The sequence below is a fragment of the Pseudoalteromonas sp. T1lg76 genome, from assembly GCF_002964725.1.
Lineage (GTDB): Bacteria > Pseudomonadota > Gammaproteobacteria > Enterobacterales > Alteromonadaceae > Pseudoalteromonas.
Genome location: NZ_PQCE01000018.1, coordinates 25,741 through 51,015, shown reverse-complemented (window position 1 = coordinate 51,015; position 25,275 = coordinate 25,741). Strand labels below are relative to the sequence as shown.

21 protein-coding genes, 1 other RNA gene and 1 pseudogene are annotated in these 25,275 nt (G+C 48.5%); 14 read left to right on the top strand and 9 right to left on the bottom strand.

Translation table 11 applies throughout. The features are described 5' to 3' along the window. The first annotated feature begins 135 nt into the window (after positions 1–135). Complete coding sequence (gene rpmE / locus C2M35_RS07560) at positions 136–351, top strand: 50S ribosomal protein L31 (protein ID WP_105188542.1); 216 nt, start codon at positions 136–138, stop codon at positions 349–351. A 607-nt stretch (positions 352–958) separates the two neighbouring features. Then, positions 959–2,206: a malic enzyme-like NAD(P)-binding protein gene (locus tag C2M35_RS07555; protein WP_105264992.1), complete on the top strand. Its 1,248-nt coding sequence runs from the start codon at positions 959–961 to the stop codon at positions 2,204–2,206. 63 nt (positions 2,207–2,269) lie between these two features. Here C2M35_RS07555 and metJ read toward each other — a convergent pair whose 3' ends face one another. Next, a complete protein-coding gene (metJ, locus tag C2M35_RS07550) occupies positions 2,270–2,590 on the bottom strand; it encodes a met regulon transcriptional regulator MetJ (RefSeq protein WP_105199341.1) in 321 nt (106 codons plus the stop codon). Between the two features lie 177 nt (positions 2,591–2,767). Between metJ and metB the strand changes: the two genes are divergently transcribed. Both metB and metL read left to right on the top strand, forming a co-directional pair. Next, positions 2,768–3,928 carry a cystathionine gamma-synthase gene (gene metB, locus C2M35_RS07545; protein ID WP_105264991.1) on the top strand — a complete coding sequence of 387 codons (1,161 nt, stop codon included), beginning with the start codon at positions 2,768–2,770 and terminating at the stop codon, positions 3,926–3,928. A 15-nt stretch (positions 3,929–3,943) separates the two neighbouring features. Beyond that, positions 3,944–6,289, top strand: coding sequence for a bifunctional aspartate kinase/homoserine dehydrogenase II (metL, locus tag C2M35_RS07540; protein ID WP_105264990.1), 2,346 nt, complete (start codon positions 3,944–3,946; stop codon positions 6,287–6,289). 58 nt (positions 6,290–6,347) lie between these two features. Here the strand turns inward: metL and C2M35_RS07535 are convergent, their stop codons facing one another. Continuing rightward, the gene (locus C2M35_RS07535) at positions 6,348–8,933 is read right to left on the bottom strand and encodes a penicillin-binding protein 1A (protein ID WP_105264989.1); all 2,586 of its coding nucleotides are present in this window, start codon (positions 8,931–8,933) and stop codon (positions 6,348–6,350) included. 134 nt (positions 8,934–9,067) lie between these two features. On the opposite strand from C2M35_RS07535, the gene C2M35_RS07530 reads away from it, so the two are divergent. Genes C2M35_RS07530 through C2M35_RS07510 form a run of 5 tightly spaced genes read left to right on the top strand, consistent with a single transcriptional unit; the run spans position 9,068 to position 13,952 of the window. Continuing rightward, on the top strand, positions 9,068–10,147 hold the full coding sequence (locus C2M35_RS07530) for a pilus assembly protein PilM (protein ID WP_105213457.1): 1,080 nt from the start codon (positions 9,068–9,070) through the stop codon (positions 10,145–10,147). Beyond that, a complete protein-coding gene (locus C2M35_RS07525) occupies positions 10,135–10,701 on the top strand; it encodes a PilN domain-containing protein (RefSeq protein WP_105264988.1) in 567 nt (188 codons plus the stop codon). Before C2M35_RS07530 ends, C2M35_RS07525 begins: the two co-directional genes overlap by 13 nt. Then, positions 10,698–11,297 (top strand): type 4a pilus biogenesis protein PilO, encoded by a 600-nt coding sequence (locus C2M35_RS07520; protein ID WP_105264987.1) that lies wholly within the window; start codon positions 10,698–10,700, stop codon positions 11,295–11,297. Before C2M35_RS07525 ends, C2M35_RS07520 begins: the two co-directional genes overlap by 4 nt. Beyond that, on the top strand, positions 11,297–11,833 hold the full coding sequence (locus C2M35_RS07515) for a pilus assembly protein PilP (protein WP_105199348.1): 537 nt from the start codon (positions 11,297–11,299) through the stop codon (positions 11,831–11,833). The genes C2M35_RS07520 and C2M35_RS07515 overlap by 1 nt, the downstream gene beginning before the upstream one ends. After that, entirely contained in the window at positions 11,817–13,952 is a 2,136-nt protein-coding gene (locus C2M35_RS07510) for a type IV pilus secretin PilQ (protein ID WP_105264986.1), read from the top strand. Before C2M35_RS07515 ends, C2M35_RS07510 begins: the two co-directional genes overlap by 17 nt. Positions 13,953–14,074: 122 nt before the next feature. On the opposite strand, the gene dolP is transcribed toward C2M35_RS07510, so the two are convergent. The 4 genes from dolP to C2M35_RS07490 are packed head-to-tail and all read right to left on the bottom strand — an operon-like array spanning position 14,075 to position 17,513. Then, complete coding sequence (gene dolP / locus C2M35_RS07505) at positions 14,075–14,644, bottom strand: division/outer membrane stress-associated lipid-binding lipoprotein (protein WP_105213454.1); 570 nt, start codon at positions 14,642–14,644, stop codon at positions 14,075–14,077. Beyond that, positions 14,645–15,235 (bottom strand): SIS domain-containing protein, encoded by a 591-nt coding sequence (locus tag C2M35_RS07500; protein ID WP_105213453.1) that lies wholly within the window; start codon positions 15,233–15,235, stop codon positions 14,645–14,647. Next, positions 15,236–15,607 carry a YraN family protein gene (locus C2M35_RS07495; RefSeq protein WP_105213452.1) on the bottom strand — a complete coding sequence of 124 codons (372 nt, stop codon included), beginning with the start codon at positions 15,605–15,607 and terminating at the stop codon, positions 15,236–15,238. It lies immediately after the preceding gene. Next, positions 15,573–17,513: a penicillin-binding protein activator gene (locus C2M35_RS07490; protein WP_158677935.1), complete on the bottom strand. Its 1,941-nt coding sequence runs from the start codon at positions 17,511–17,513 to the stop codon at positions 15,573–15,575. The genes C2M35_RS07495 and C2M35_RS07490 overlap by 35 nt, the downstream gene beginning before the upstream one ends. A 66-nt stretch (positions 17,514–17,579) precedes the next feature. On the opposite strand from C2M35_RS07490, the pseudogene rsmI reads away from it, so the two are divergent. Then, positions 17,580–18,448 (top strand): annotated as a pseudogene (rsmI, locus tag C2M35_RS07485) (16S rRNA (cytidine(1402)-2'-O)-methyltransferase). Positions 18,449–18,488: 40 nt separating this feature from the next. Then, an RNA gene (gene rnpB, locus C2M35_RS07480) (RNase P RNA component class A) lies at positions 18,489–18,859 on the top strand. 69 nt (positions 18,860–18,928) lie between these two features. Here the strand turns inward: rnpB and C2M35_RS07475 are convergent. The 3 genes from C2M35_RS07475 to C2M35_RS07465 all read right to left on the bottom strand — a co-directional run bounded on the left by C2M35_RS07475 (position 18,929) and on the right by C2M35_RS07465 (position 22,204). Beyond that, positions 18,929–20,332, bottom strand: coding sequence for an MBL fold metallo-hydrolase RNA specificity domain-containing protein (locus C2M35_RS07475; RefSeq protein ID WP_105258070.1), 1,404 nt, complete (start codon positions 20,330–20,332; stop codon positions 18,929–18,931). Between the two features lie 185 nt (positions 20,333–20,517). Next, positions 20,518–21,498, bottom strand: a complete 981-nt coding sequence (locus tag C2M35_RS07470) for a DUF2860 family protein (RefSeq protein WP_105199356.1) — start codon at positions 21,496–21,498, stop codon at positions 20,518–20,520. A gap of 133 nt (positions 21,499–21,631) precedes the next feature. Next, entirely contained in the window at positions 21,632–22,204 is a 573-nt protein-coding gene (locus tag C2M35_RS07465) for a TetR/AcrR family transcriptional regulator (RefSeq protein WP_105264984.1), read from the bottom strand. Between the two features lie 285 nt (positions 22,205–22,489). On the opposite strand from C2M35_RS07465, the gene C2M35_RS07460 reads away from it, so the two are divergent. The 3 genes from C2M35_RS07460 to mraZ all read left to right on the top strand — a co-directional run bounded on the left by C2M35_RS07460 (position 22,490) and on the right by mraZ (position 25,271). After that, positions 22,490–23,323 (top strand): pirin family protein, encoded by an 834-nt coding sequence (locus C2M35_RS07460; RefSeq protein ID WP_105264983.1) that lies wholly within the window; start codon positions 22,490–22,492, stop codon positions 23,321–23,323. A gap of 9 nt (positions 23,324–23,332) precedes the next feature. Then, positions 23,333–24,313, top strand: coding sequence for a glutathione S-transferase family protein (locus tag C2M35_RS07455; protein WP_105264982.1), 981 nt, complete (start codon positions 23,333–23,335; stop codon positions 24,311–24,313). Positions 24,314–24,812: 499 nt separating this feature from the next. Further along, positions 24,813–25,271 (top strand): division/cell wall cluster transcriptional repressor MraZ, encoded by a 459-nt coding sequence (mraZ, locus tag C2M35_RS07450; protein WP_105213444.1) that lies wholly within the window; start codon positions 24,813–24,815, stop codon positions 25,269–25,271. The last annotated feature ends 4 nt before the right edge of the window (positions 25,272–25,275 follow it).

Sequence of the window (25,275 nt, the reverse complement as noted above, 5' to 3'; positions counted from 1 at the left end):
AAACAGGAGTTCAATAAAATACGCGGCCTTAAGGGTGCTGAGCGAATATTATTGGTCTTGGCACATTGAAACTAACGCGTATGGTGCCGAACTTCGGGTTTGGAGAGCGATACGGCCTATTTAGAGGTAATCCCCATGAAAGAAGGTATCCACCCTAAGTACGAAGCAATCAATGCAACGTGCTCTTGTGGCAACAAGTTCGAAACTCGTTCAACTTTGTGTAAAGACATTCACCTTGACGTATGTTCAGAGTGTCACCCTTTCTACACTGGTAAGCAGAAGATTCTTGACACAGGTGGTCGTGTTGACCGCTTCAATAAGCGTTTCGGTGCGCTTAGCAGCAAGAAGTAATTCATTGCTTATTAGAAAAAAGCACCCTAGGGTGCTTTTTTTGTGCCTCTTACTTTTTACGGCAGCTATCCAATACCAATTCTGTCTTCTACATAGAAAAATTCCAACGCCGTGAGCATGATATTTAGCCCGCTAGAAGTAAGTGAATTGGTATCCTATCCTGTTTGCTCTCTGATCGCTTGATTAACACAATTACTCTGGTCCATTCCCAGTATTGATATAAGCCATTTTGCATTTACTCTTTGTAAAGGTATTAATGAAAAGCGGCGATAATGCAGCTAAAAAGCATGAACATGCAGATTTGTGGGTAAATCCAGTTAAATCATTGCATTTTTTGTGTTTTTATTCGCTATCGTTATATAAATTGCATTTTTTATATCTTTAGTTATGATTAACGCAGTTTTTATTGCTTTTTTTGACCCAAAAAAGGCATGGGAATATCGCTCATGCTAGGGGAAATTAAAATAATTAACCGGGATAATGATGCTAAAACCGCTTAATTTCGCGTAACAGGATAGACCTGATATTACTTGGAATATAGCCGGAAAAGCAGTATTGTTGCCTGATACCTGATCTCTCACCAATATTTCTAGCAGGATACTTTTTCATGTCAGACTTTCGTCAACAAGCTCTTGATTATCACGCTTATCCCGTTCCAGGCAAAATCAGCGTTGAGCTGACTAAAAGTGCGGAAACGGTCAATGACCTAGCTTTGGCCTACAGCCCAGGTGTGGCTGAGCCGGTGCGCGAAATTGCCGCCGATGCCAACAATGCCTATAAATACACTGCGAAAGGCAATATGGTTGCGGTTATTTCTAACGGCACGGCAATTTTAGGCTTGGGTAATTTAGGTCCGTTGGCATCAAAACCTGTAATGGAAGGTAAAGCCTTATTGTTCAAGCGCTTTGCCGGCCTTGATTCAATCGATATCGAAGTTAAACACCGCACCACGGAAGATTTTATCAACACGGTTGAAAATATTGCCGATACCTTTGGCGGTATTAACCTTGAAGATATCAAGGCACCTGAGTGTTTTGAAATTGAAAAAGCGCTGATCGAGCGTTGTAATATACCTGTATTCCACGATGACCAGCATGGTACCGCCATTGTAACTGCGGCGGGCATGCTTAATGCTCTTGAGATTCAGGGTAAAGATATCAACGATGCCTTGATCGTTTGTTTAGGTGCTGGTGCAGCGGCTGTGGCCTGTATGGAGCTGTTGATTAAATGTGGTGCCCAGCGCGAGCACATCTATATGCTTGACCGTAAAGGTGTGATCCACACTCGTCGTGACGACCTGAACGAATATAAGCAAATGTTCGCAAACAACACGGATAAACGCACTCTGCAAGACGTGATCGCCGATGCCGATGTATTCGTGGGTGTATCTGGTCCAGATCTACTTTCTGCGGACGAGTTAAAGCTGATGGCCGACAAGCCAGTTGTATTTGCCTGTTCAAACCCAGATCCTGAAATTAAGCCAGAAGTGGCGCACGCTGCCCGTCAAGATTTGATCATGGCAACCGGTCGCTCTGATTATCCAAACCAGGTAAATAACGTTCTGTGCTTCCCGTTTATCTTCCGCGGCGCCCTGGATGTGCGCGCCACGGCTATTAACGATGAAATGAAGATTGCCGCTGTTGAAGCTATTCGTAGCATAGCTAAAGAGCCGGTACCACAAGAGGTATTGACCGCATCGGGTGTGACCGAGCTGGAGTTTGGCCCGCAGTACATTATTCCTAAGCCAATGGATCCGCGTTTATTGCCTCGCGTTGCTAAGGCGGTAGCCGAAGCCGCAGTGGCAACTGGTGTAGCGCAAATCGAGCTGCCAGAGAATTATATGAGCGATAAGTAATTTCCTTGTCGCCAAAAAAAAGCCCCAAGTTTTGCTTGGGGCTTTTTTTATGTGTTTGGAAAATCAATCATCACCGATCTCTGGGATCTCTAAGCCCATTTCAGCCATGATCTTACGCACTTCTTGCGGCACCTTCTCCGGATTATCCTTACGTAAGTCTTCATCGCCAGGCAGCGGTTGTCCGGTAAAAGCATGTAAAAATGCTTCGCAGAGCAATTCACTGTTGGTGGCATGACGCAGGTTGTTCACCTGGCGTCGAGTGCGTTCATCTGTTAATACTTTTAAAACGTTGAGCGGGATTGAAACGGTAATTTTTTTTACCTGTTGGGCTTTCTTACCGTGTTCCGCATAAGGGTGAATATACTCACCATTCCACTTGGCCATAATTTGCGTCTTGTTCTTTGGTCACTTAGGCATCAATAAGGGCGAAATTCTATCGTGTTGGAAAGGATAGTCAAATATTCCTCATATAGCTATTTAGACGTATAAATGTTTTGACTTCTATATTTGGATATTTTAACCTTTTGGACGTCTAAACATCCATTTCTGATTGGAGGCACTATGCCTAAGTTAAGTAAACAAACCATAGCGGTGCGCCACGGCATTGAAGCCGACCAACATCATGGTGCAGTTGTGCCCCCAATTTATTTATCCACTACCTATTCTTTTGCCGATTTTGATACCAAACGTCAGTACGACTATGGCCGCAGCGGTAATCCCAATCGCGATATTCTCGCAGAGGCTTTGGCCGAGCTTGAAGGCGGCGCCCGTGGCATCATTACCGCTACCGGCATGGCGGCGGTGCATCTGGTAACACAGTTGCTGACGCCCGAAGATACCCTTGTGATCCCCCATGATTGTTATGGCGGCAGCTACCGATTATTCACCTCCTTGGCCAAGCGCGGTTTATTAAAAGTGAAGGTGGTGGACTTCACCACTGCCGAGTGTTATCAGCAGCTTATCGATGCCAAACCTAAATTGGTATGGATTGAAACCCCCAGTAACCCAATATTGCGCCTGACCGATATTAAGGCCGTATGCGCGGCCGCAGCTCAAGTGGGTGCTTTGGTGGCAGCGGATAACACCTTCTTGTCACCTGCGCTGCAAAACCCATTGGCGCTGGGCTGCGATATCGTGGTGCATTCAACAACCAAGTATATCAACGGTCACTCGGATGTGGTTGGTGGCGCTGTGGTTTGTAAAACTCCTGAGCTTGGCGAAGAGCTGGCCTGGTGGGCCAATAATATTGGTATTACCGGTGCGCCTTTTGACAGTTACCTGATTCTGCGCGGGTTACGTACTCTGAAAGTGCGTTTGCGTCAGCATGAGGAAAACGCCCAGGCTATCGCCGAATACCTGCAGCAACACCCTGAGGTAGAAAAGGTTTACTATCCTGGTTTGGCAAGTCACCCACAGCACCAATTAGCTAAAGCGCAGCAAAGTGGTTTTGGCGGCATGGTGAGCTTTGATATCAAAGGCGAACTAAAAGACAGCGCCAAGTTCCTTACCTCAGTGCAGCAATTTACCCTGGCCGAGTCCTTGGGTGGTGTTGAAAGCCTAATTTGTCATCCGGCGACCATGACTCATGCGGGCATGGACAAGGAAGCACGCTTAGCGGCGGGCGTGGGTGACACCCTTATTCGTATTTCTGTGGGCATTGAAGATCAGCAAGATTTGATCGCCGACCTTGAACGTGCTTTTGCACAACTTCATCAGAGCTAGGCTGGAGCAGATAAAATGGCCAAGGTAGTACATAAATTTGGTGGCTCTAGCCTAAGCAGTGCGGCGCGTTATCATGCGGTTGCTAATATTGTTCTCGCTCATAGTCAGGTCGGTGACATAGTGGTGGTGTCTGCCGCCGGTAAAACCACGGACACCCTGGTTAAGCTCTGGCAGACATTCGAGCAGCAAGATCAGCATAGCGGTATGGATGTGATAAGCCTGTTGCGCAATCACCAGCAGGAGCTGATCCAGGAGCTGCTAAGTGGCGAACGCAAAGCTCAGGTGTTAACTCAGCTGGAACAAGAATTAACGCATGTATGGCTAGGATTTGAGCAAGGAAACTTGCAAGAGGCAGCGCTGCTGGCTCATGGTGAACTCTGGTCGGCGCGTTTGTTATCCAGCTATTTGCAGCAACTCGGCGTAGAGGCACAGGCGTTAGATGCACGGCAACTACTCTGTGCTCAACAAGGGCAGTTGTTGCATCGTGTGAATGAGCAACAATGTCAGCGCCTTATTGGTGCGGATAAGATTAATGTGATCACCGGCTTTATTGCCGCCGATCAACAAGGTCAGACGGTGACCTTGGGACGCAATGGCAGTGATTACAGTGCCACTTTATTTGCCCGTTATATGGATGTCGATGAGGTCTGTATCTGGACGGATACTCAAGGGGTGTTTAGCACCGACCCGAGAAAGGTTGCAAGCGCGCAGAAGTACCATAAAATCTGCCGCGCCCAAGCGCAATTATTGGCGGCTCTGGGTAACCCGGTTTTACATGCCAAGACCTTGTCTCCCCTGCATGGCACCAATATCAAACTGGCGGTGCGCAGCTCTTATGATAGCGATGCCCTAGGTACCGAAGTGGTGCGCGAGGGGGGGTGTAAGCATAAGTACTTTATTACCACCTTGGCGCAGCAAGACGTTATTAAGCTTGTTCACTTAGAGCAGGGTGAGCTGGAGCTGCTACGGCGTCAACTACAGATCAGCCTTATCGACTGTGATGTGAAAGGTGTGTGGCATCTGGTGGTACCGCAGCAGCACAGTGCCGAGTTATTGCATCACTTTGGTGAGCGTGCCCAATTGCTGGAGTCCAATGTTAACGGCTTCGCCCTGGTTGCACCGCAGCGAGAGCTGGAAAAATGCCAGCAGCAGGTAGAGCAGGGTTTGAGAGAGCTTAATCTAAATGGCCGTTTTACGCATGTGGGTGAAGGTTACTGCTTACAGTTAACCGATGAAGAAATCGGTGCCGATAGCTTGAGCTATTTACATCAGCGTTTGCTTGGCGCTCAGCGGCAGTTGGCCGTGGTGGTGGCCGGTTTGGGTAATGTTGGTGAGGTATTCGTGGCGCAATTTGCCCAGCAATTGGCGCGTTTACGTCAGCATATCGATGTCAGGGTGGTGGCCTTAGTGCGCAGTGAAACCCTGCTTTTTGACCCTTGCGGTCTAGATACCGAGCAATGGCAAACAGCCTGGGAGCAAGGTGCTCAGTCCTATACCAAGGATGAACTGTTATCGCGTCTGGCGCAGCTAGACTATGAACATAAGGTGGTGATCGATATCACCGCCAGTGAGGCCTTTAGTCAGCTTTATCCGCAATTTGCCAAGGCCGATTGCCATTTGATCAGCGCCAATAAATATGCCGGTACCGCTCCCTTTTCCTGGTATCAGAGTTTGAAGCAGGATCTGGCTCAGCGTAATTTGCAGTGGCGTTATAACACTAGCGTTGGCGCGGGATTACCTATTAACTTTGCCCTGGCTGATCTGCAAAATAGTGGCGACCGGGTGACCCGAGTACAGGGCGTTTTTTCCGGCACCTTGTCTTGGCTGTGCAGCCAATATGATGGCAGCGAGTCTTTTTCTCAGCTCTTGCTTAAGGCGCAGGAGCTTGGCTTTACCGAGCCGGATCCCCGTGAAGACTTATCAGGCCGCGATGTACAGCGTAAGCTATTGATACTCGCCCGTGAGCTGGGCTTAGAGCTGGAACTGGATGATATTGAGCTTAGCGCCTTAATGCCAACTCAGCTGGCCGCTGGCAGTTGGCAGGAGTGCCAGACTAACTTAGATGTGCTCGATGAATTTGTGGCGACGCGGGAGCAGCAAGCGGCAGCGGAGCAGAAGGTTCTGCGCTACAACGCCGATTTGCGTATTGAACAGGGGAAAGTCGAGGCCAAGGTAGGACTGGTGGCAGTGCCGACAAGCGATCCTTTGGCGGGTTTGCAGCCAGGTGACAATATCTTTGTCGTTAACAGCAACTGGTACCAGGATAATGCCTTGGTTATTCAAGGGCCGGGAGCGGGCAAGGAAGTGACCGCCGCGGGAGTACACTCAGATCTATATTGGCTTGCTAGTAAGTTAAGCTAACGCCAACTCAGGTTGAGAAATAAAAAAGCCAGCATTTGCTGGCTTTTTTATTTTTGGGTTAGAACAATTCATCTTCAGAGGGCAGGGGTTTATCGCCTGATGTTTGAGTTTCAAATAGCACGGGCGGAGCCTTTTCCGCGTAACGGGTCGGTGCCGTGCCTTTAATAAAGTACTCGAAGCGGCTGGTATGATCATTGTTATGGCTCAGCAGTCCGGTCTTCAAGTCGATACGTACCGACTCTAAGCCTTCAGGTGGCTCAATCGCCGCATAGGGCTGATCTTCCAGGGCCACACGCATAAAGTCGATCCAGCCCGGTTGTGAAGTCTTGGCGCCGGACTCGGCACCAAAAATCTGACCGCGGTCGAGATTATTGTTGTAGCTGGTTCGCCCTAATGGGTTACCCGGGTTATCGAAGCCAACCCAAATTGTGGTCATAACATTGGCATTGAAGCCGCTAAACCAGGTATCTACCGAGTTGTTGGTGGTACCGGTTTTACCTGATAAATCACGACGTTTTAAATCGGTGGCACGCCAACCCGTGCCGTTCCAGCCGGTGCCATGCTGCCAACTGCCGCCACCCCAAATGGCGCTATTCATGGCATCGGCAATCAAAAAGGCATTCTGCTCTGAGATCACCCGTGGCGCACAGCTAGGCATGGTTTGCTCTTGCTGTTGCTCTAGTTCATCGATTTGCGGGTCGATTGCTAATTGTGTATCTGTGTTGGTTTCCTCAGCGATCAATTTTTCAAGCTCAGCAAACTCGGCCAACACTTCATTTTTGCGTCTTTGTTCATTGCTACAGGCAAGCAAAGGCTGGGCCTGATAAAGCACTTCATCTTCGCTGGTGACTATGGAGCTAATAAAGTAGGGTTCCACCAAGTGACCGCCATTGGCGAAGGCGCTCATACCACGTGCTAATTCCAGCGGTGTTAACGAGGCGCTACCCAGGGCCAGGGTTTCATTGTGTGGAATATCTTCGTCCTTAAAGCCGAATTTAAGCAGGTGATCGGCTGTGGTGTCGACACCTACACCGCGGATCAGACGTACCGAAACCACGTTTTTAGATTGAGCCAGGGCGCGACGTACGCGAATTGGGCCTACATATTTTTCCGGGCTGTTTTTTGGACGCCAGGCAACCCCCTGACTTTTATCCCAATGGTTGATTGGCGCGTCATTGATTATGGTTGCCAGTGAATAGCCATGCTCCAGCGCCGCGGAATAAATAAAGGGTTTGATATTTGAACCGACCTGACGCTTAGCCTGTACGGCACGGTTGTACTGGCTTTGTTCAAAACTGTAGCCGCCAACTATGGCTTTGATGCGGCCATCTTTAGGGTCGATAGATACCAAGGCGCTGGACGCATCGGGAATTTGTGCCAGTAAAGGCTGGTCATTTTTATCGAAGCGATACCAAATTTGCGCCCCAGGGTTCAAGATATCGGCGGCGGTCTTGGGGGCAAAGCTCTGGCGTGACTGAGTGATATAGGTACGTGCCCATTTCAGACCTTCCCAATCTATGGTGAGGCGTTCACCGTCTTTGTTCAGTACCGTTATAGCCTGCTCTTCAACAGACACGACGACACCGGCATGAAGGTCGGCCTGTGTATTCACCCCTTTTAGGTATTGCACTAACTCTTGTTCGGCAACAGCTTCTTCACTGTCATTTTGCCACAGGTAAGCAACTGGGCCGCGATAACCGTGTCGCATATCATAGGCATAAAGGTTATCCCTTAACGCGGTTTGTGCCGCCGCCTGCATGGTCGATTCTACCGAGGTATATACCTTGATGCCGGAATTATAAGCCTGCTCGGTGCCGTACATGGCAACCAGCTCTGCACGGGCCATTTCGGAAATATAAGGCGCATAGAGTTCTATCTCGGCACCATGGAAGGTGGCAGTGATCGGAGCACTTGTTGCTTCCTGATATTCAGAAGTGCTGATATAACCTTCATCCAACATGCGTGAGAGCACCACATTACGGCGTGCTTTTGCTCGTTCTGGATTACGAATAGGGTTTAATGCCGAAGGTGCTTTAGGTAAACCTGCAATCATCGCCATTTGTGCTAGAGTTAATTCATCGAGCGACTTACCATAATAAACTTGGGCTGCCGCACCAATACCAAAAGCGCGGTTTCCTAATTCTATTTTATTAAGATAAAGCTCGAAAATTTCATCTTTGCTTAATAATTGTTCAATGTGAATGGCGATAAATATTTCTTTAACTTTTCGAATATATGCTTTTTCGCGAGTTAAAAAGAAGTTTCGAGCCAATTGCATTGTAATAGTACTGGCTCCCTGGCGCTTTTCGCCGGTGGATATTAGTACTAAAGCACTACGTACTATACCTATAGGGTCGATACCGTAGTGTTCATAAAAACGATTATCTTCGGTAGCCAGGAATGCTTTTAGGAGTGGTTCCGGGACGTCGTTGATTTTTACAGGGATTCGCCGCTTCTCACCAAACTGGTTGATCAGTTTGCCATCCCGCGTAAAAACTTGCATTGGTGTTTGTAACTTTACATCTTTTAATACCGCTACGCTGGGGATGTCAGGCTTCACGTAAAGGTATAAAGCAACCAGAGTAATACAGCCCAGGAGGCCACATATGCAAAGGATTTGTAAAAATTTTTTGAATATTTTCACGGATAATTCCCTATTTGGACTCCCAATTGAGCGCAGAGGTTGCTAGTATATCTTGATTAGAAAGTGAATAAAATTTTTTCATCAATAATTTATAAGTCTATTATAATTATAAAAAAAGGTTTCACGTTGCTCTTATGTTAAATCGACTTCTCAAAAAGTCAGTGCCCGCCATGGTGGGCATCGACATCGGCTCACACTCTGTTAAAGCAGTGTTATTAACACAGCAGGATCAGGGTTATCGTCTCGATGCTGTTGCGATCGAACCTATGCCTAAAGGGGCTATGGCCGAACGTAACATACAAGATATTGAGGCGATTGGCCGCGTAATCGCAAAACTCAGAAGACGCATTCCAAAGTCTGTCAGTCATGCCGTTGTTGCTGTGTCTGGTCAGACGGTGATTACCAAGGTGATCTTTATGGACGTGTCATTAAGTGATGCTGAACTGGAATCGCAGATCGAAATCGAGGCGGATAGCTTAATCCCTTATCCCCTGGATGAGGTCAGCATTGATTTCGAAAAGCTCGACATCAACGAAGCCGACCCGTCAAAGGTCAATGTGTTGCTATCGGCAGCGCGTACGGAAAGCGTGGAAGCGCGTTCCGGAGCGGTTGAGGCCGGTGGTTTCACACCCAAGGTGGTTGATGTGGAAACCTATGCTTTGAGCAGGAGTCTGGATGTGGCCTACGGGGCATTACCAGAAGATGCCAAAGACAAGGTGGTGGCTTTGGTTGATATCGGTGCGATGATGACCTTGGTCAGCGTGGTGCAAAAAGGTGAGACCATCTATACCCGTGACCAGGTATTTGGTGGGGAGCAATACACCAACACCATAGTCTCCTACTACAACAAAAACTTTGATGAAGCCGAACGTGCTAAATGCACGGGCGACTTACCGCCCAACTACACCTTTGAGGTATTGGCTCCATTCCAAACTTCTTTGTTGCAGCAGGTTCGTCGCGCGGTGCAAATGTTTTTGACCACCAGTGGTAAAGAACAAGTGGATTACATTGTCTTGTCTGGCGGTACGACCATGATCGATGGCCTGGATAGGCTGCTTGTCGATGAATTGGGTATTCATACCGTTGTTGTTGACCCCTTTGCCCATATGGAAATTGGTTCGCGTGTTGATCAGGAGCTGATCAGCAAGCATAAGGCCCAATTCGCCGTTGCCACGGGTCTTGCATTGAGGAGCTTCTCAGCATGCCACATATAAATTTACTGCCTTGGCGCGAAGCCGCACGACAGGAAGCGCAGCAAAACTTCGTCACCATCTTGGTGGCGGTGATTGTGATTGCCTTTGCTTCCATGTTTGCGCTTAGCCAAGTCTACGGCGCCATGATCGATGGTCAGAATGTGCGTAACAACTTTCTAGTACGAGAAATTCAAGTGCTGGATCAGCGGATCGCCGAAATTCGTGAGCTGGATAAGAAAAAAGAAAGCTTGCAACAGCGTATGCGCCTGATTGAAGAGCTACAGAGTAACCGTAACCTGGGTACCCGCATTATGGATGAAGTGGCGAAAATCGTTCCTTCTGGCGTTTACTTTACGACCTTAGAACGTCGCGGTGATGCAATTCAGATATCGGGTAAGAGTGAGTCTAATAACCGCTTATCAACCATGATTCGTCAAGTTGAAGGCTCATACCTACTAGAAAGAGCATCCCTGCGAGGCATTGTTGCCGGGGAAGAAGAAGCTCGTTTGTTGAGTGATTTCAATATGCAATTCAGTGTGAAGTCCTTCGGTGAGATTGGCGAGGTGCAACAATGAGTTCAGGTTTTAAAGCCTTTAGTGATATCGAGTGGGGTGAGCTGGAGCTCGACAACATAGGCGAATGGCCGGCCTTGGTAAAGGGCTTGGTCTGTCTATTAGCCGCCGGTTTAGTCTTGTTCTTTAGCTATAAACTTCTGGTGGAAGATAAAGTCAGTGGCTATGAAAGCGTGCAAAAGAAAGAAGTTGAATTGCGCGACAGCTACCGAGTGAAGTATTCCAAGGCCAGTCGTTTGGAACTGTACAAGCAGCAGATGCAAGAGATGGAAGAGAAATTCTCTCAGCTATTGAAAAAGCTGCCGACTTCGAATGAAACTCCCGGATTACTGGATGACCTTTCTTATGTAGGTACAACCAGTGGCCTGACCTTTGTTAAAATTGGTTGGTTGCCGGAGATTAAAAAAGAATTCTACACCGAGCTACCCATCAAGATTGAGGTTGAAGGAAGCTACCACGAGTTTGGTGAATTCGTAGGTAAGGTAGCGCAGCTACCGCGTATTATCAGCTTGCACGACTTTGACATCGAAGCTACAGGTGATGACCAGCTAGTGTTTAGTGTGGTCGCTAAGACTTACCGTTATGAGGGGGATGAATAATGAAAAAACTCCTCGCAGTCGCCTCGTTAACACTGTTAGTGAGTGGGTGTTTTGATGACACGACCGAGCAAAGAGAGTTTATCAACCGAGTAAAAGCCAGTACGCAGCCCAAGGTGGAGCCAATTCCTGAAATTGCCCAGTTTGAGCATTTTGCCTACAGCGCATCAGACTTACGTAGCCCGTTTGTGGCGCCAAAGCCTGAGCTTATTCAGGATAAGTTGATCCAGGTGCAAAACTGTTTACACCCGGATCCACAGCGTAAGAAAGAGCCTTTGGAGCGTTATCCACTGGATAACCTGTCAATGAAAGGCACACTCGGTTCAGGGCCTGCAACTTGGGCTCTGGTCAAGGCATCGGACGCAACATTGCACCGTATTTCAAAAGGCAATTACGTTGGCTTGTATCACGGCAAAGTGACTCAGGTACGCAATAACTACATAGAATTATTAGAGTTAATCCCTGATGGAGCAGGATGTTGGAAAGAACGCCTGACCAAGCTAGAAATGTTGGAGGCAGGTGATGATTCCAGTTCATAAAAATCAAGGTAACAGCACAATGCAAAATAACGCATTCAAAATGAATCGTATCTATTCTTTGGTACTCGCAGTAGCTACCCTGTTTATGTCGAGTTTTGCGACCGCCGTACCCTTGTTGTACGACGTTCGTTATAACCCATTGCTGGAAGGTGAAACTGAGGTCGAGTTTGTATTCGATGAAGAAATCTATATCGAACCACAGATTCAGGTATTCAGTGAGCCAGCGCGTATTGAGCTTTTCTTTGATGAGGCTGATTATGAGCAAAGCCTTGAAGAAGTACTGATCAATAAGGCCGGCGTAGAGAAGGTAACCAGCGAGTTCGTTAATGACGGCTTTAAGGTAACTGTATTCCTAGATCGCCTGAAGATTTATCAGACGCGTATCGATAAAAACCTGTTCTATCTACACGTTTCCGATAACCCAGTACAAGACGCATCGCAAACCATTGCTGAAGAAAACGAAGGTGCTAACTACATCAACCGTATTCAAGCCTTGGATTTCCGTCGCGGCGAAAAGGGTGAAGCGCGCGTATTGGTATTCTTACAAGAAAACATGGCCGCTATCGACGTACAAGAACAAGCGGGCAAGGTAGTTGTTGAATTCCACAATACGGATATCATTGACGACCTGCTGTATCAATTGGATGTTATGGACTTCGGTACCGTGGTGAGCATGGTAGAAACCTTTAAAGAAGGTTCTAACAGCCGCATCGAAATCGACACCACAGACGCATTCGATTACAACTATCAGCAACTTGACAACATCTTTACCATTACCTTGGAAAAAGATGAGTCGAAGCGCAGCTTCCTTGGCAATGGTAAAGACTACCAAGGTCGCCCTATGTCATTGAACTTCCAAGATATCTCTATCCGTGCGGTATTGCAGATCATCGCCGACTACAATGGTTTCAACCTGGTAGTGAGCGATTCGGTTTCAGGTAATATCACTCTACGTTTAGACGGTGTTCCTTGGGACCAAGCCCTTGATATCGTATTACGAGTAAAAGGCCTGGATAAGCGTATGGAAGGTTCGATTCTGATGGTTGCTCCAACCGAAGAATTGGCTGCTCGTGAAGCGAAAGAGTTAAAAGCCAAGCAACAGGTTGAAGATCTGGAGCCGCTATACAGCGAGTATATTCAGCTTAACTATGCCAAGGCACAGGAATTTGCAGACCTACTACAAACCGATGTAAACAGTATTCTATCTAACCGTGGTAGCGTGTCGGTTGATGCCCGTACCAACACCTTATTAATCAAGGATACGGCTAAGAGCATCGAAAACGTGCGTCGTATGGTTGAGACCCTGGATGTAGCGGTTAAGCAGGTGGTTATCGAATCACGTATGGTAACGGTACGCGATAATATCCAAGAAGACCTAGGTATTCGTTGGGGCTTCAGTGATAGTAATGGCGGCTGGTTAAATGGCACTTCACCTACTAATGCCACTGGTACACTAACAGGTGTATCGGGTAACCTGATTGGTGCTACTGACATAGCTAACAATGCCTCGCCAAGCGTTGGCGACCGACTCAATGTTAACCTACCAGTTATCAACCCTGCGGGTAGCATTGGTATGCACGTGGCTAAGTTAGCAAATGGCCAATTGATTGACCTAGAGCTATCTGCTCTGGAGCAAGAGAACAAGGGTGAGATCATCGCCAGCCCGCGTATCACTACAGCAAACCAGAAAAAGGCGCGTATCGAGCAGGGTACTGAAATCCCTTATGTGCAGTCGGCTTCAAGTGGTGCAACAACGGTTACCTTTAAAAAGGCAGTGCTAAGCTTGGAGGTTACTCCGCATATCACTCCTGATAACAAGGTAATCCTTGACCTGGCTATCACGCAGGATACCCGAGGCGACACCGTAGACACGGCAACGGGTCCGGCGGTAGCTATCGATACTCAACGTATCGAGACTCAGGTGCTGGTTGAAAACGGTCAAACCGTGGTGCTAGGTGGTATTTACCAGCAGCAGATCATCAACTCAGCTCGTAAGGTACCGCTATTGGGCGACGTTCCTTACCTAGGCGCACTATTCCGCTCAACCAGTGAGCGTAACGAGAAGCGTGAACTGCTTATCTTCGTAACACCGAAGATCATGGTAGAGAGTACGCTGTAAACCTCACAGCTTAGTAAAAAGCCACTTATTAGAGTGGCTTTTTTTATGCCTGCTATAAAGCGTTAGACATGAAAAAGGCCACTTTGCAGTGGCCTTTAATATGGCGAATATTTTAGAGGCTATTAGATGTACTCGAACACCTTGATCACGCGCTCAACACCGGAGATATTACGGGCAATTTGCACCGCACGTTCGGCTTCGGTTTTGCTAACCAGGCCCATTAAGAAGACCTCAGCATTTTCTGTGACTACCTTAATATTGTTACCACTGACATCGTCTGCCGCTAAGAGCTGAGTTTTCACCTTAGAGGTGAGCCAGGCGTCGTGGCTTTGTGTACTGATGCTGGTCGGTGAGCCTAGGCGCAACTGGTTATGAAGGCGACGTAAGCCATCGGCACCCTCGGCGGCACTTTGGGCCTGTGACTTCATCTGCTCGCTGGGCACCTGGCCGAGTAGCAAGACGATGCCGTTATAGCTTACCACTGTGACATTGGCATCATCTCGTTGGCCGATGCGCTCCTTGATGGCTAAAGTGGCTTTAATTTCTATATTGTTATCGTCTATCTGGCTGCCTATGGTGCGGCGATCATTAGCAGCGGTGACTGCACCTGCAGTACCGGCGACTACGGCGGCGGCACAGCCTTGTAGCAATAAGGTGCCAACGAGAACGGCGATAAGACTCTTATTATTCATTTAGTTTTCTCCCTGAGGAAACAGCGTCATGTCAACAAGCTCACTAAGGCAGTGCAAATTGACAAGGTGTGATTCTAAAATACGACTTGGACGCTTGGCGGGGATGCGAATTTCCACGTCATTAGCGCTCAGTAATCCGGCTAATTCGCCTCCATCATCGCCAACTAAGGCGATTACCGTCATATCCTTGGTTAAGGCGGCTTCCACGGCGCTGATCACCGCTTTTTCATTACCATTAATGGCAAGTACCAGCAGCAGATCGCCTTGCTCACCCAGCGCTCGTATCTGCCTTGCAAAAATATCCCGGCTGCGGTTAGTACTGGGTTGTGAGCTTAGGTTTAATGCCTGTGGTGATAAGGAAATGGCTGGCAAACAAGGGCGTTCTGTTTCGAAAAAGTTTACCAGCAAGGCGGCAAAATGATCGCTCAGCATATGGCAGCTGGAAGCGCCACAGCAAAGCAGTTTATTGCCATTGATCAGTGCTTGGGCAATGCTAAGTGACGCCGATTCCAAAACTCCGGGTAATACCTCTCCGGCGGCAATTTGCGCTTGGATGCTTTCGGTAAAAAGCTCTTTAATTTGTTCCTGCATTTATAGTACGTTTTTTATCCAGTGAAATTGGGGTGCCGACTGGCCTTCAATGGCCACATAGTCGGCGCGGAGTATACAGTGCGCCAAGTTATGCTTTTGTACATAATGGGCGATGGTGCGCCTTAGTCGCTGCCTTTTTTGCTCCGTTAAGGCATTGAGTGCACCACCAAAGCCAGCTTGGCGGCGAAACTTAACCTCGACAAACACCCAGGTTAGCCCTTCTTTCATGATCAGGTCTAACTCGCCGTAGCGACAATTATAATTACGAGCGACCGGCGTCAGGCCCTGCTTCTTTAAATAGTCCTCGGCCAGCAGCTCGTAGTGTTGTCCTTTTGCTCTAGTGTTGCGCCATTCCTTCGGTAGCCAAAACATCGCTTGATTCCTCTTGCGGCTGTTGCTCTGGGTCCTGCTTTAACTCTTGCCTTAACAGTGGCGTTGGGCTGATATGCTCAAGATTCACCGGGGCGATTTGCCGCGACTGATAATGAGCCCAAGCCAGGTGACGTACCACCTCGCCCTCGTTGTTTACGCTTAATTGTCCTGTTAATCCTGGCAGGCTTTTACCCGGTAGCATGCTTAACTGGCGCAGCTCTGGAATAACAGTGATAGCATCATAGCCCATGGCAAACAGGCGTTGCTCTATATCGGCCTGATTTGGCCACAGCCCTTGCACAGTTTCTTTAAGCTGACGGTTGGTCATATTATTTACGCCTGTCGTCGGCAGCATCCAGGGCAGTTCGGTAAAGTATAAGCCGTTCAGGTCGCGCTTGTCGCTGCTGTCTATTTGCGTGCTATGACTCTTAGAGCTGGCATACAGGGGAATGCGATCGACAAAGGTGCTGACATTGACATCTAAATAAGGTTTTAACAAGCGTGTTTGCGTGGCATCGGCAAGCAGGTAGATCACGTCGATATCACGGCGTGAGCGGGTTTCGCTTTCCACCTTTTGCTTAAACAGGCTTTCAATAAGCTCAATGCGGGCCTCACTTTGGCCAACTTCAAGGATATCGCTTATCACCTGCTCCATGGCCTTATTGTCATCGAACAAGCCCACCAAGGGAGCCTGCTCGTTATAACGCAGCCATTGAGTGCTGAAATATTCACTTAAACGCGTGCCCGAGCGATCATTGCTGGCCAAAATCAGCGGCTTTTTAAAGCCTTGAGCCATAAAGTGTTGCAGGGCCTGATCCAGCTCGTGCTCCGGCGCCAAGGCAAAATAAAAGTGCTGCGATGATTGGCGCAGGTAATCGCTACGGTTTAGGTAGATGCTGGGAATGCCTTCGAGCAGCGCCTGTTGTTCAAAGCGATTGATATTGTCCTTTAACAGCGGGCCTATGGCAAAGTCGATACTATTAGCGCTGATGGCCGCTTGAATTTCTTCGTTGCTAAGATTGGCATCAATAAAATACACATCATTAAACTTATGCTTGTCCAATGCCGCAATCACGCCGTTTTTAACCGCTTCACCCAGGGTGCGGTTACCACCACTGAGAGGAAGAAAAACGCCAAGGTTGGCAACTTTATAAGGTTCGACCTGCATTAGCTGGGCAACTTTCTCATCCAGGGCAAATCTGGCTGGGTGATCTGGATTACGACGCTGCCAATTATTGGAAGCGCTGTGTAATTCCACTGGTTGGCCAAGATAAAGCTGTTTAATAAGCGCCAGCTGTATCCAGCCTTGCTGGATACTGGAGCCGTTGTTAAAGCCTTGCAGTTGTTCAGTGGTAAGTCCTTGCAGGCTTTGCCACAGCAGCGGGTTAACTTCGGCGTCATCAATACCGTAACGGTCGGCACTTTCCGAAGCGCGTAGTAAAAAAGGCACGGCCTGATTATTTAAACGCATATAGGCGTAGGTTGCTCCCTGCACCAATTGATGCCAATAAAAATGCTCTGGGGTGCTGAGCTGAGCTTGCACCGAGGCACTTTCGCGTAAGGCGTTATTCGGATTGCCTAGTTTTATTTGTGCATAGGCACGGACCAGTAAGGCTTGTGTATGCCAGCGTGGATGCTTCTTTAGCAGGGTATCGCTGACATCCTGCAAGGTTTGCCAATCTTGCTCGGCAAGGGCTTGCTTCTGTGCTGCCACCAGTTTAAATCGCTGCTGGTCACCCTTTAATTCCAGCGCCTGACTATAGAGCTGCTGAGCCGACAAAACCTCGGGTTCGGCCGGGGCGATGATATTTGTCGTGGTATTTATATTTTCTTGGGGCTTTTGTGTTGTGCTGCAGGCGGATAAGCCTGACAATAGCACTAAACCAGCAATCGATTTGAGTCGCACAGTCTTTGTGTTCCAATTGGCCATAGTGTGATTCGCTTATCTTACTGACTGATGCAGGAGAGCTCAATGTCCAATGCGGATATTTCAACCCATCATCCCCACACAAACGCCGGCACCTTATATATAGTTGCCACGCCCATAGGTAATTTAGATGACATCAGCCAGCGTGCAATCAAAACCCTAGCCGAGGTCGACTTAATCGCGGCTGAAGACACCCGTCATACCGCTAAGCTGTTATCGCATTTGGGGATCAGTAAGCGCACTATGGCTCTGCACGACCATAATGAAAAGCAAAAAGCACAGCAAATTCTGCAGTGGCTTGAAGAGGGGCTGAATGTCGCCTTGGTTAGCGATGCCGGCACGCCGCTTATTAGCGATCCAGGCTATGCCCTAGTGAGTCTGTGTCGCGCCAGAGGTGCTCGGGTCACGCCTATTCCAGGTGCCTGCGCCGCCATTGCCGCGGTAAGCTGCTCTGGATTACCCACGGATAAATTCCAGTTCGTTGGCTTTTTACCAGCTAAGAGCAAGGCTCGCCAAGAGTTCTATGAGCAAGCTCATAGCACGGGTATCACTAGCATAATGTATGAGAGCACGCACAGGATTATGGCCAGCTTGGACGATTTACAGCAGGCTTTGGGTGAGCAACAGCAGGTTGTACTGGCCAAGGAGCTGACCAAAAGCTTTGAAACCTTTTTCAGCGGCACTGTGGTTGAGCTGATCGCCTTCTTAGAAGAAGATCCGGCCGTCAAAAAGGGGAAATAGTGCTTATGCTGCCGGGCAAGGTGGCGGACAAAACAGATATTGACCCTGAGGCCATTCGCCTTATCGAACTGTTAAAAGCGGATATGCCGCTTAAAAAAGCCTGTGGCGTTGCCGCCGATTATTTTGGCCTTAAGAAAAATGCCCTCTATAAAAGCATGCTGGAGCAGGAGTGATCGTGCTGGCTAGTTAGGCGTAAATAGGTATAATAGCGCCCGAGTCGGCTAGATAATCGCTGCCTGTGACGAAAATGATCAGGGGGAGGAAAGTCCGGGCTCCACAGGGCAGGGTGCCAGCTAACGGCTGGGGGGCGCGAGCCTACGACAAGTGCAGCAGAGAGAAGACCGCCTAAGTCCTTCGGGACCGGTAAGGGTGAAAGGGTGCGGTAAGAGCGCACCGGGCCGCTGGTAACAGTTGGCAGCAGGGTAAACTCCACCCGGAGCAAGACCAAATAGGGTTCCTTATGGTGTGGCCCACATCGGAACCGGGTAGGTTGCTTGAGCCTAAGAGCGATCTTAGGCCTAGACGAATGATTATCGCTTTCCCTCGGGAAAGAACAGAACCCGGCTTATACGCTGACTCAACAAATTCCATGGCCGCCTGATTATTCAGGCGGCTTTTGGGATCTCACCTTAGTTCGACAAATTACAACCCCATTAAAACTCGATGCTTTGTCCTAAAATGGGTATCTCGGCTTTAATATTGTGCTCTTGTAGCAGTTTTTCTGACAGTGCCGTGAGGGCATCCGGTTCGCCATGGACCAACACCACCTTGGGAAAGCTTTTAAAATTGGCGACCCAGTTAATCAGTTCCCTTTGTCCGGCATGAGCAGAAAAGCCGCCCAGGGTTTCTACATTGGCCTTAACAATAAAATCGTCACCAAAGAGTTTAATGTGCTGCGCACCTTCAACCAGTATGCGCCCGAGCGTACCGTAGGCCTGAAAACCAACAAAAATTAAGGTGTTGCGACTGTCCCAAATACGGTGCTTAAAGTGGTGGGTAATACGCCCGCCGGTACACATGCCGCTACCGGCAATTATAAGCGCGCCCTTGCTGATCTTATTAATGGACATGGATTCTTCGGCGCTCACCATTAAATGCAGGGTGGAAAGAAAGTTTTTCAGCAGGGTTTGCTCCCCCGTGCATAAGGGTTTAACCCCTTCACAATCCAAGGTAGGCAGCCACTGATCGTAAATTTGCGTGACCTCTATCGCCATCGGACTGTCTAAAAAGATTTGCCAGTTATCCAGTTCACCGGCCATCTGCAATTTACCCAGATACAGCAATAGCTCCTGGGTACGGCCCACGGCAAAGGCTGGGATCATCACATTACCGCCATTTTCAAACGCTTGGTGTAATACCTCTTTAAACTGGGTTAGGGTATCGCCGAGTGACTTATGCTCCCGATCGCCATAGGTGCCTTCCATAAGAACTATATCGGCATGTTCAAGCAAGGTGGGATCATTCATCAGCAGGGTGTCCTTGTTGCCTAAATCCCCAGAGAAAACCAAGGTTTTTTGTAGACCCTCATCATCGAATTTTAATTCCACAATGGCCGAGCCGAGAATATGTCCGGCATCGTAGAAGCACAGTAAGGCCCCATCCCCTAATTGTTTCTTTTCTTTATAAGCGATGGGCTTAAGTAAATCGAACACCTTTAAGACGTCGGCTTTAGAATACAGAGGCTCAATTTCTGGCTTGCCCTTGCGCATTAACCTGCGGTTTTCCCGCATCAGATCGTTTTCATACAGACCCAGGGCGTCTAAAAGCATCACAGGGAGTAACTGTGAGGTTGCTTCGGTGCAATAGATGGGGCCTTCAAAGCCATCATGAACTAAAGAGGGTAAACGGCCGGAATGGTCTAAATGGGCATGGGATAAAATAACGGCATCTATGCTCTTGGGATTAAAGGTAAACTGCTTTTTGGATACCTTATGTTTGCCTCTCATGCCTTGCAACATGCCGCAATCGAGTAACACTTCACCAAGAGCCGGTGTGGAGAGCAGATGACATGAGCCTGTTACTTCTTGCGCCGCGCCATGAAATGTAATTTTAGCCATAAAATAAACTCACAAAATAACTCGCTTTTCTAGTATGAGTTTAGTGAGGAAAATGACTAAGTGTGAGCCGGGCCTTAGGTTTTGGCGAAATAGGCAAGATCAGCACTAGGTTTTGGCGCTATAAAAATGAAAAAAGCGAGCATCTAGCTCGCTTTAAATCACGTCCTTGTGCATCGCTCTTAGCTTTAAAAACGGTAGCGCAGACCCATGGCGGCAAAGTTTTCGGTTTCATCGTAAAACTCAATATTGGAGTCGGTGCGACGTGTACCACCGGAGGCGACAATTGACCAATTGTCCCAGCCCTCAATTTTGTCGTAGCTGTAAGCCAGGATGGCCGAGTAACGATCGTCTTCTTGTACCTGATTGAAAATGGGGTTCATTTCATCGTTTTCCGTACTGCGGTAGCGTGCTGACAGGGCCAAAGAGTGATTACCGAATACCGCAGTGTAGGTTAGCTCTACGCCGTAACCATCAAGAGACATGGCATCGCCATCGGCATCGAAATCGTTATAGTTGGCGCCTAGTTTGAATTTTGACTGTGGGCCTAGATCAAACACATAACCGGCTTCGAGGTAGTAACCGTCGCCTTCACGCTCTAGCTGGTCTTGAAACGCCGAGTAGCTGTTGAGGCCCGAATCCTCATCGTCTACCTCGCGGTTAAAGCCGGTTAATTGGGCGTAAAAGTTGGTATCGAGAATGTTGTTATAAGTAATGCGCACCGCGTCATCACCCATATCTGTGTCGTGGCGGCGCTCGTCGGTCATATAGGGGTCGCGCCATACTTCATCGGCGATCACATTGGGGATCAGAGCCACAGCCAGGGTGGATTTCTCGCCCACTTCCACGCGGTAACCTAAGGCAACGGAGAATAACCCGGTGCGAACACCATCACGGGTTTCGCCGTTAATAAAAAATTGCTGGTTATTGGTATCGCCAAAGGTGTATTTGACCGACCCTATAGGGAAGGCAACTACGTCGTCTTCTTTGTTGCCCTTGCTATTCAAGGTGCCATTTTTGACCTCATCATCACCGCTGTAGAGGTTACTTTTGTGGCTGCGGGCACTGGCCATAAAGGATACGTCGCCACTCCAGCCCGCCTCACCTAAATCGGCGAAGGCACTGCCACTGGCTAGAAAGGCGATAGGTGCTAAATATTGAATCTTCATACTTCTGTGTCTCCACGGTTAAAAACTTTTCGATGACTTGGTAAGTAATTTAATTAATCGAATGTTCGTTCTTTTAAGGGGTGTAAAAAAACAGGTGTGTATTACCTGCTTGTGTATTTGGCTCTAAATAGAGTTAGCGGCTTACCGCCCGCCATGCCATATCGACCGTCGCCTCGAGCAATTGCGCATCCACCTCGATTTCCCGGTTCAGATGAGCCTGGATCAGGTAGGTGATGGGGGCTATGGTCAGTGCATGCACAACCGGTTTCGGGTAACTGACTACCAATCCTTCAGTTACCGCCCGGGTGTAGAGCTCATGTAAAGGTGTATCGCACTCTAGGCCCCGTGCACGCGCTTGGGCACTTACATTGGGCGAATTTTTAAATTGCTCCTGAAAAGAAAACATAATGGGATTAGCGATAAAAAAAGCAAACATATTGCGAATATATTGGCAAAAAACGCTCTTTACCGAGGTGTCGTTATTCACGTCGCCGAAATAGGCATTTGCCGATTCTTCCTTGAGCATCACATACAGCTTGTTCAGCATGTCTTCCTTATTTTCAAAATAAACATATAAGGTTGATGCCGATACGCCGGCCGCCCGGCCAATTTTCGACATGGATGCACCGGCGAGCCCTTGTTCGGTAACCACGCTCATGGCGGCGCGATAGATGGCTTGCTTTTTATTATCGTCTTTTAATCTCATAACAAAACGAACGTTCACTTAAGGCGAGGGGATTATCAGCCTTAGGGCCTTGGCCTGTCAACGGCCGACACGGGTATGGCAAACTTAGGTTACAAATTGTCAATTGTGGGCACGCTTTTTAACCTGGTGAGCCGCTTTGAGCGGGGCAGTTACAACTGATTACTCTTGCCTGTGAGGCAGCTAAATTTGAATGCTAAAAATTAGCACCCTCCATGCTGATTTCCCGCATTACATTTAGTAAAAACGCACACTAAACTGGCTGTAACAGAACTTTGGAGAGACTCAATGAAGGTTTTAAAAGTATTACAGGCCTTGCCGACACAGGATGGTGACGGCGTTAATATTCGCCGCGTGGCCGGTTTTGATGGGCGTTATCTTGATCCGTTTCTTATGTTAGATGAGCTTAAGTCCGATGATCGCAAAGATTATATGGGGGGCTTTCCGCCGCATCCCCACCGCGGCATCGAAACCTTTACCTATCTGATAAAAGGCGGCTTTGAGCACAGGGATCACCTGGGTAATCAAAAGGCCATTCGCAGTGGCGATGTGCAGTGGATGAGTACGGGTCGTGGGGTCATACACAGTGAAATGCCCTTGGCCGAAAGTGAGGGCCTGCATGGTTTTCAAATCTGGATCAATATGCCGAGTACCGAGAAAATGCGTCCGCCTCGCTACCAGGATTCTACTCCTACACCCTTGCCGGTCATTAAAAATGACACTGGTGCCCGCTTGCGTGCACTTGGTGGTAGCTGGCAAGTGGCAGAGCAAATTGCCGAGTCGCCGCTTATTAATCTGGCGGCTGATGCGGCGTTGGCCGATGTGGAGTTGCAACCCGGTGGGCGGCTGGATTTAGCGCCGCTACATCAGTCAAAGGTGATGGTCTATATCCATACGGGCAGCTTGGCGCAGGGCCAATATAAGGCGGGTGATCTCTTGATCCTTGAGCCGGGCAGTGACATTGCCCTTAGCTCGGAGCACGGAGGCGGCGCGTTGATCTTGGCCGGTGAACCTTTGAAGCAGCCGATCGCCCATATGGGGCCCTTCGTGATGACCACGCAAGAAGAGTTAATGCAAGCGGTGCGTGATTATCAGGCCGGTCGTTTTGGCACAATTGAATAGGAGAGCAGCATGGGATTATTAGTTCAAGGTAAATGGCGTGATCAATGGTATGACACCGAATCGAGTCAGGGTGAATTTAATCGTGAAGCGGCTCAGTTGCGTAACTGGGTCACGGCCGAAGGTGAAGCGGGCCCAAGTGGCGAGGCGGGATTTAAGGCACAAAAGGGGCGCTATCATTTATATGTGTCTCTGGCCTGTCCTTGGGCCCATCGCACCCTGATATTTCGCAAACTTAAGGGCCTGGAGAACTACATAGGTGTGTCCGTGGTCAGCCCGGATATGCTCTCAAACGGTTGGACCTTCAATCAAGGAGAGGGCAGCAGCGGCGATGCATTGTTTGCCAGTGAGTTTATGCACCAGATCTACACTCGCAATAAAGCCGACTACAGCGGCCGGGTGACCGTGCCCGTGCTGTGGGACAAACAAACCAACCGCATCGTCAGCAATGAATCGGCAGAAATCATACGTATGTTTAATTCGGCGTTTAACGCCCTGACCGGGGACGAACAGGATTTTTATCCGCAAGAGTTGCGCAGTGAAATAGACGAGATCAACGCCTTTGTTTACGAAAATATCAATAATGGCGTGTATCGTGCTGGGTTTGCAACCACGCAGCGAGCCTATGAGCAAGCCTTTGATGCTTTGTTTAAGGCCCTCGACCACCTAGAGCTGCGCTTGAGTAAACTGCGCTACTTGGTGGGCAATAGGCTCACCGAGGCGGACTGGCGTTTATTTACCACCTTGATCCGCTTTGATGCCGTGTACTTCGGCCACTTTAAGTGCAATCTGCGCAGCATAGAGAGTTATCCGAACTTATCTCAATATGTGCGTGAGCTGTATCAGCACCCGGGTGTGGCCGACACTACAGACTTCAACCATATAAAGCGTCATTATTATTTTAGCCATGGCCAAATTAACCCTACACGCGTGGTGCCTAAGGGACCCAGACTAGACTTTACCCGCCCTCATAACCGCCGCTTTTTCGCTTAGGCGTGTGATAACCTATGTCGTGTCGGAACTGTCCGGCGCGACATTTTCTTGCCTGTTTTTTATCCGCTTGCTCCAGTGAGAGTAAAATTATTTACATTCAATTCCGTCCCTTATAAAGGCACTTTGAGGGCAGAAATGGCGGCTAACAACAGCCGTTTTTTGTCTTTTAAACGCGCAATTGTTAATACAAAATACCTAGCTTTTATCCGCGCTAGAGGGCGGACAGCCTGAACTTTTTGGTGTCAAACTTGAATAAAAAGTGAACGAAAGATGCCTCTCTAATCATCCGCTCCACTTTTTTCCACCTAATTCAGGGACTTCCCTTAAAGCCGCATTTTATCTAGGGTTAGACGCCATTTTCCACACTTTCATTGCTTGACAAAAAGCCTTGTCAAGCCCTAGACTGTAGTTCAGTGGGAAATTGTGGGTATAAGTGGATCTTTATGGATCTATAACCCGCAAACAATAACAAGCAACAAACGGACGGCATTTTTAACTCATGTTTCGCGGCACAAGCACACTCAGCCTTGATGACAAGGGCCGGTTTGCGATACCAACCAAGTATCGTAATCAGCTGCTTGCGGATAATGGCGGCGAAATTATATGCACCATCAATATTGGCGACCCCTGTTTGTTGCTCTACTCCCTCAGTGAATGGCAAATCGTTGAACAGCGTCTCGCCGCCCTCTCGAATATGAAAGAACGGGCCAAACGCATGCAGCGCTTGGTGCTGGGTAACGCCATGGATTATCAGCTTGATAAGAATGGCCGTGTGTTGCTGGCGCCGCATTTGCGCGATTATGCAAAGCTCGATAAGAAAATCGTTTTGGTAGGGCAATCGAACAAGTTTGAAATCTGGGATGAGACGTTGTGGCAAGAGCGGATGGCCAAAGATATTGCCATCGAATTAGAACAAGATTTTGATCAGGATGAAGATCTAGGCGATTTTTCATTCTAACTCT